This is a genomic window from Extibacter sp. GGCC_0201 (assembly GCF_017566055.1).
Lineage (GTDB): Bacteria > Bacillota > Clostridia > Lachnospirales > Lachnospiraceae > Extibacter.
In genome coordinates, this window is record NZ_JABFCH010000049.1 from 1 (window position 1) to 6949 (window position 6949).

Annotated in this window: 4 protein-coding genes; 2 read left to right on the forward strand and 2 right to left on the reverse strand. The window is 53.2% G+C overall.

From position 1 onward, the window contains the following. Positions 1-571 (forward strand): ABC transporter substrate-binding protein (locus HJV72_RS18580; RefSeq protein WP_208073313.1); only part of this gene is annotated, 571 nt, incomplete at its 5' end. A 66-nt stretch (positions 572-637) separates the two neighbouring features. On the opposite strand, the gene HJV72_RS18585 is transcribed toward HJV72_RS18580, so the two are convergent. Continuing rightward, positions 638-1207 (reverse strand): N-acetyltransferase, encoded by a 570-nt coding sequence (locus HJV72_RS18585; RefSeq protein WP_208073315.1) that lies wholly within the window; start codon positions 1205-1207, stop codon positions 638-640. Positions 1208-1231: 24 nt separating this feature from the next. Continuing rightward, the gene (locus tag HJV72_RS18590; protein WP_208073316.1) at positions 1232-3925 is read right to left on the reverse strand and encodes a translation factor GTPase family protein; all 2694 of its coding nucleotides are present in this window, start codon (positions 3923-3925) and stop codon (positions 1232-1234) included. A gap of 156 nt (positions 3926-4081) precedes the next feature. On the opposite strand from HJV72_RS18590, the gene carB reads away from it, so the two are divergent. Next, positions 4082-6949, forward strand: a 2868-nt coding sequence (gene carB / locus HJV72_RS18595; protein ID WP_208073318.1) for a carbamoyl-phosphate synthase large subunit, incomplete at its 3' end; no start/stop codon positions are given.

Genomic DNA, 6949 nt, shown 5'->3' on the forward strand with positions numbered 1-6949 from the left:
AGGCGGCATGCCTGAAATGGTATTTGAATATATCCTGCGCCAGAACAATATCGACCCGGCCAAGGATGTGGAGATCGACCAGAGCATCGACTTTGGTTCCACCGCGGCAGCATTCTCAGGCGGCCAGGGCGACTTCACCGTCGAGTTTGAACCAGGGGCCACAAGTCTTGAAAAAGAGAAGGAAGGCTATGTAGTCGCTTCCCTCGGAACCGACAGCGGCTATGTTCCGTACACGGCCTTCTCTGCAAAGAAGAGCTACATCGACAAGAACCCTGACATAATCCAGGGCTTCACGAATGCACTACAGAAAGGTATGGACTACGTACAGTCCCACACCCCAGAAGAGATTGCTTCCATCATCGCTCCCCAGTTCAAGGAGACGGACCTGGACACTATCACGACTATCGTGACAAGATATTATGACCAGGACACTTGGAAGGATAACCTCACCTTCGAAAAGAAGAGCTTCGAACTGCTCCAGGATATCCTGGAGGATGCAGGCGAGCTTGACGACCGGGCGCCGTATGACGACCTCGTGACGACCGACTTCGCTGAGAAAGCGGCAAAATAATAGAATGGACGAAAGGCTGGCGGGAAAATGCATTTTCCCGTCAGCCCTTTTTAACGGACGTTTCTGTTATTTCTTGAGTATTCTCTTTAAGCCGGCGACGTCTAATAGATTCACCGTCTGGAATCTTCCATTATAAAACACGCCCCAGTTGTTGAAGACACAGGGAAGTTCCTTCTCCTTCTGCAGCGTATCCACCTGAATCAGCGATACGGGGATGTCATTTGCCTCACAATACTGCCTTATCATCTCGATGTTCTGACAGACATAGGGGCATTGCATATCATGATATACCGTCAGCTCTTTGCTTTCAATTGCCGGTCTCTTAACATTTCGTGCAAACTCCGGCACCGTTCCGTCAAAGGAAAGCTCAAGCAGTTCGTATCCATTCTCGGTAGCATCAACAACCCCAAACCCGAACCTTTTCGCAAATGACTGGTCAGAAAGCCAGGCCTTCTGCTTTTTTGCCCCGAGCATGCAGATGCCGGATTTCCCCTTCTCTCTGGCATCAACCATGCAATACTCCATCAGCATCTTCCCATATCCCTTCCCTTTGTGGGGCTTCCTGCTGCGGATAATGCAGCACAAGTGCTCATCGTACAGGTTCTCTTTCGTCAAATTTATAAATTCCGTGCTCATCCGTATCCTCGCTTCCTGTCAGTGTCAATCTGCAGAGTCCTTTCCCATCCGCATATCTTCCATATAATCGGCCAGCTCTTCCGGCAGATTATCAAACAGATAGCTGCGGGTGCGTCTGCTCTCTTTGAGGTGTTCCTCTCTTAGTTCCTGCATGGCCAGCTCCACCTCTTCCCTGAGCCCCTGCGCCGACAGTCTTCGTCCGCCTTGTCCGAGAATGATTACTTGTTCCAGTGCATCTGATGTAGCCACGGTCACATTATGCTTCCTCCCGATCCTGTGGACCGTCTTTTCAATATACTGGTCTGCCGTCTCTGCTTCCTTCGTATACACGATATAGATGTTGTGATAGGTGGAGACGGAGCCCGGATTTCCTTCCACTTTGTATGCATCAAACACAAGGATAAGCGTCATCTTACGGAATCCCTGGTAATTGCTCATTATGTCCATAAGCCTGTCCCTGGCGCTCATGATGTTCACCTTTGCAAGCTCTTTGAGTTCCTCCCATGCAAAGATGATATTATAGCCGTCCACAAGCAGATATTCTTCTGCCTGCTCCCGCCTCTTCTTCTGAGGCCTGTATTCTGCCGCCGGGCTGCTCCCGCCTTCTGTCCTGCGTCTTTCCATCGTCTTCTTTCTTTTGACGGGACCATACGTGCGCTCGAATATTTCTTCCAGCTCTTTTTCACTGTAAGCGGGGCTGCTGCCAGTATGAACCGGCATATTTGCAGGAACCCCTTCGGGCCCGCTCCGGCCGGCATCCCGGTTCCTGTCCTGCCATCCGCTGTCCACATGCATATATTTCTCGACCTTATCCCAGCTGACGACAAAGCCGGCACCATGAGCGCAGAATACGGAACCGGTCGGGTTTTCCAAGTCTTTCTCCGAATCATAGCCTGTCATCTCTATGATTTCTTCCGCATTTTTACATGGATGGTATCCTCCCGGCATACAGGAAATCCTTCCCCGTCCTCTCGTGTAAGCATTCACTTCGGTCTGGTAGCCCTGCATGGACGCAACCGGCACGTTTCCGGTCAGGACAGACATGTCCCCTTGCGTCTGCGGAGCCTCAAAGTCTCCGTTCATCCGCTGGATGTCAGACATGGCACGGCCCACAGACTCTGCGGGGATTTCCATGCGGAACACATAGTAAGGCTCCAGCAGGATGCTTCCCGCCCTCTTAAGCCCCTGGCGGACCGCCCGGTAAGTAGCCTGGCGGAAGTCTCCTCCCTCGGTATGCTTCAGATGCCCCTTTCCGGCGATGAGGGTTATCTTCATATCCGTAATGGCAGAACCGGTCAGCACGCCCGGATGCTCCCGTTCCTCAAGATGGGTCAGTATGAGCCGCTGCCAGTTCCCATCCAGCTCATCTTCACCCACTGCACTGTCAAATACAAGGCCGCTCCCCTCCTCCAGCGGCTCCAGAAGCAGATGCACCTCTGCATAATGGCGCAACGGTTCAAAGTGTCCGATCCCTTCTGCCGGCCTTTGAATCGTCTCCTTGTATACGACATGTCCCGTGTCAAACTGTACGGACACGCCGAACCTTTCCTGTATGATCCTTTTTAAGATTCCAATCTGGACTTCCCCCATGAGCTTTGCATGGATCTCTCCGAGACGTTCGTTCCATACGATATGAAGCTCCGGCTCTTCTTCCTCCAGCTGCTTAAGATTGGCAAGCATCGTATGGGCGTCTGCACCATCTGGCAGCACGACCCGGTAGTTAAGCACAGGTTCCAGCACCGGCATGTCGGATTCAGATTCCGTTCCAAGCCCCTGTCCCGGATATGTCCCGGCAAGCCCGGTAACTGCACAGACCATCCCGGCCTCCGCCTCCTCCACCGCTTCATATCTTGTCCCGGAATAGATACGTATCTGATCCGCTTTCTCCCTGGCCGCCACCCTGCCTTCACGGTCTCTTATCTCAATGACTTCTTTGACCTTCAGGCTCCCCCCGGTAATCTTCATATAAGTCAGACGGCTTCCCTGCCTGTCTCTGGCAATCTTGTACACCTTGGCCCCGAAAGCTTCCGGACAGGCCGGATGCCTCGTATACTGCGCGATGCCGTCAAGCAGTTCCTCGACACCTGACAGCTTCAATGCTGACCCGAAGAAGCACGGATACACCTTCCGCTCCCGGATAAGTCCTGCTATCTCTTCTTCACCGGCAGGCCGGCCCGCGAGGTACCGCTCCAGCAGTTCCTCATCACACATTGCAATCTGTTCACGGAACTCTTCCACGTCTCTTTCCGGGCCAAAATCCACGCATTCTCCTCCGAATCTGCCTTGAAGCTCCTTTCGAAGCCGTTCCTTATCTGTCCCCTCCTGATCCATCTTATTGATAAATAGAAAGACCGGAATCTCATATCTGGCAAGAAGTCTCCACAGCGTCTCCGTATGCCCCTGTATGCCGTCCGCCCCGCTTACGACGAGAACGGCATAGTCCAGTACCTGAAACGTCCGCTCCATCTCTGCGGAGAAGTCCACATGGCCGGGGGTATCCATCAGCGTAATCTCCAACTCTCCAAAAGAGAATACTGCCTGTTTGGAAAAGATGGTGATTCCTCTTTCCTTTTCCATCTCGTACGTATCCAGAAACGCGTCCTTATGGTCCACACGCCCCATTCTGCGGAGTGCGCCGCTTATGTACAGCATGCTCTCCGACAGCGTAGTCTTTCCCGCATCCGCATGGGCCAGTATTCCCAATACAATTCTTCTCATTTATCTTCACTCTTTCTTGATTGCTTGCCTGCAAAAATATTACCTTTATTATTTTAACGTCTGGAGATGGATATTACAACTTTTCTTTTTCTCCATTCTCCTATATAATAACAACTAGAGAATTTATTCAATCGACTTACTGACAGGAGGAGAATTATGTCCAAGAGAACTGATATCCACAAAGTACTGATAATAGGCTCCGGTCCCATCATCATAGGGCAGGCCTGTGAATTTGACTATTCGGGCACCCAGGCCTGCAAGGCGCTCCGCAGTCTCGGCTACGAGATCGTGCTCGTCAATTCCAACCCCGCCACTATCATGACGGACCCTGAGACGGCTGATGTTACCTATATAGAGCCGCTCAACGTAGACAGGCTGGAACAGATCATCGCCAAAGAACGGCCGGATGCACTTCTGCCCAATCTTGGCGGACAGTCCGGCCTCAATTTATGTTCTGAGCTTGCCAAGGCAGGCGTCCTGGACAAATATGACGTGCAGGTCATCGGCGTACAGGTAGACGCCATCGAACGTGGAGAAGACAGGATTGAATTTAAAAAGGCTATGGGCAGCCTCGGTATCGAGATGGCCAGAAGCGAGGTCGCCTATACCGTAGAAGAAGCACTGTCTATCGCTGACAATCTCGGCTATCCGGTCGTGCTCCGCCCCGCGTATACGATGGGCGGCGCAGGAGGCGGCCTCGTCTATAACAGGGAAGAGCTGAGAACGGTCTGCTCCAGAGGGCTGCAGGCAAGCCTCGTCGGACAGGTGCTTGTAGAGGAATCCATCCTCGGCTGGGAGGAGCTTGAGCTGGAAATCGTCCGTGACTCCGAGAACAACATGATTACCGTGTGCTTTATTGAAAATATCGACCCTCTTGGCGTACATACCGGCGACTCCTTCTGCTCTGCGCCAATGCTCACGATATCGGAAGACTGCCAGAAGCGCCTCCAGGAACAGGCGTACAAGATTGTGGAATCGGTTCAGGTTATCGGCGGGACGAACGTACAGTTCGCACACGACCCGGTCAGCGACCGCATCATCGTCATAGAAATCAACCCGAGGACTTCCCGCTCCTCTGCACTCGCATCGAAGGCCACCGGGTTCCCCATCGCACTTGTGTCTGCCATGCTCGCCGCCGGACTTACGCTGAAGGACATTCCGTGTGGAAAATACGGCACGCTGGACAAATACGTACCTGACGGCGACTATGTCGTAATCAAGTTTGCACGGTGGGCATTTGAAAAGTTCAAAGGCGTGGAGGACAAGCTCGGAACGCAGATGCGGGCTGTGGGCGAAGTCATGAGTATCGGCAAGACTTACAAAGAGGCTTTCCAGAAAGCGATCCGCAGTCTGGAGACCGGGCGCTGCGGGCTTGGACATGCCAGGGATTTTGACACGAGGAGCAAGGAGCAGCTTCTTCAGATGCTCAGCACCCCTTCAAGCGAACGCCACTTTATCATGTATGAGGCACTCCGCAAAGGTGCCTCCGTCGAGGAAATCCACGACATCACGAAGGTAAAGGCTTATTTTATCGAACAGATGAAAGAGCTTGTGGAAGAGGAGGAGGCGCTGGCCGCTTACGAAGGTTCTCTTCCGGACGACGATCTGCTCGTCTCCGCGAAGAAAGACGGCTTCTCCGACAAGTATCTGAGCCAGATCCTCGGTGTATCCGAGGATGCCGTGCGCGGCCGCAGAGAAGCCCTTGGAGTTCTCGAAGCGTGGGAGGGCGTGCATGTGAGCGGTACTCCCGACAGTGCATACTACTACTCTACCTACAATGCCGAAGATAAGAACCCGGTGGACGAAAGCAGGCCTAAGATAATGATCCTCGGCGGAGGGCCGAACCGCATCGGGCAGGGCATCGAGTTCGACTACTGCTGCGTCCATGCTTCCCTGGCTCTTAAAAAGCTCGGTTTTGAGACGATTATCGTTAACTGTAATCCTGAGACGGTGTCAACAGACTACGACACCTCAGATAAATTATATTTCGAACCGCTTACGCTGGAAGACGTACTGAGCATCTACAAAAAGGAGAAGCCTGTCGGCGTCATCGCACAGTTCGGCGGTCAGACTCCGCTCAATCTCGCCGCAGAGCTTGAGAAAAACGGTGTCAGGATACTCGGCACGTCGCCGTCCGTCATTGACCTGGCCGAAGACCGCGACCTGTTCCGCGAGATGATGGAGAAGCTTCATATCCCGATGCCGGAATCCGGCATGGCGACGACTGTGGACGAAGCACTGGAAATCGCGGACAGAATCGGATATCCGGTTATGGTGCGGCCTTCCTATGTACTGGGCGGACGCGGTATGGAAGTCGTGTACGATGATGAAAGCATGGCGGGTTATATGAACGCGGCCGTCGGCGTGACCCCTGACCGCCCGATACTTATCGACCGCTTCCTGAACCATGCCACCGAATGCGAGGCAGACGCTATCAGCGACGGGACACATGCGTTCGTCCCTGCTGTCATGGAGCATATCGAGCTGGCCGGCGTACACTCCGGAGATTCCGCATGTATCATCCCATCCGTACACATTTCTGAAGAAAATGTACGCACGATCAAGGAATATACGAGAAGAATCGCCGAGGAGATGCATGTCAAAGGCCTGATGAACATGCAGTATGCCATCGAGAACGGCAAAGTATATGTGCTGGAGGCCAATCCCCGCGCATCCCGGACCGTGCCTCTTGTGTCCAAAGTGTGCAATATCCGGATGGTTCCGCTGGCGACAGATATCATCACCTCCGAGATAACAGGGCGTCCGTCTCCAGTACCCGGCCTCAAGCAGCAGATGATCCCTTACTACGGTGTTAAAGAAGCCGTATTCCCATTCAACATGTTCCAGGAAGTAGATCCTATCCTCGGACCTGAAATGCGCTCCACAGGAGAAGTGCTTGGCCTGTCGCCTCATTACGGCGAAGCCTTCTACAAGGCGCAGGAGGCCACCCAGTCAAGGCTGCCCCTTTCCGGCACGGTACTCATCTCCGTGAACCGTAAAGACAGAGCCGAAGTGGCAGAGATT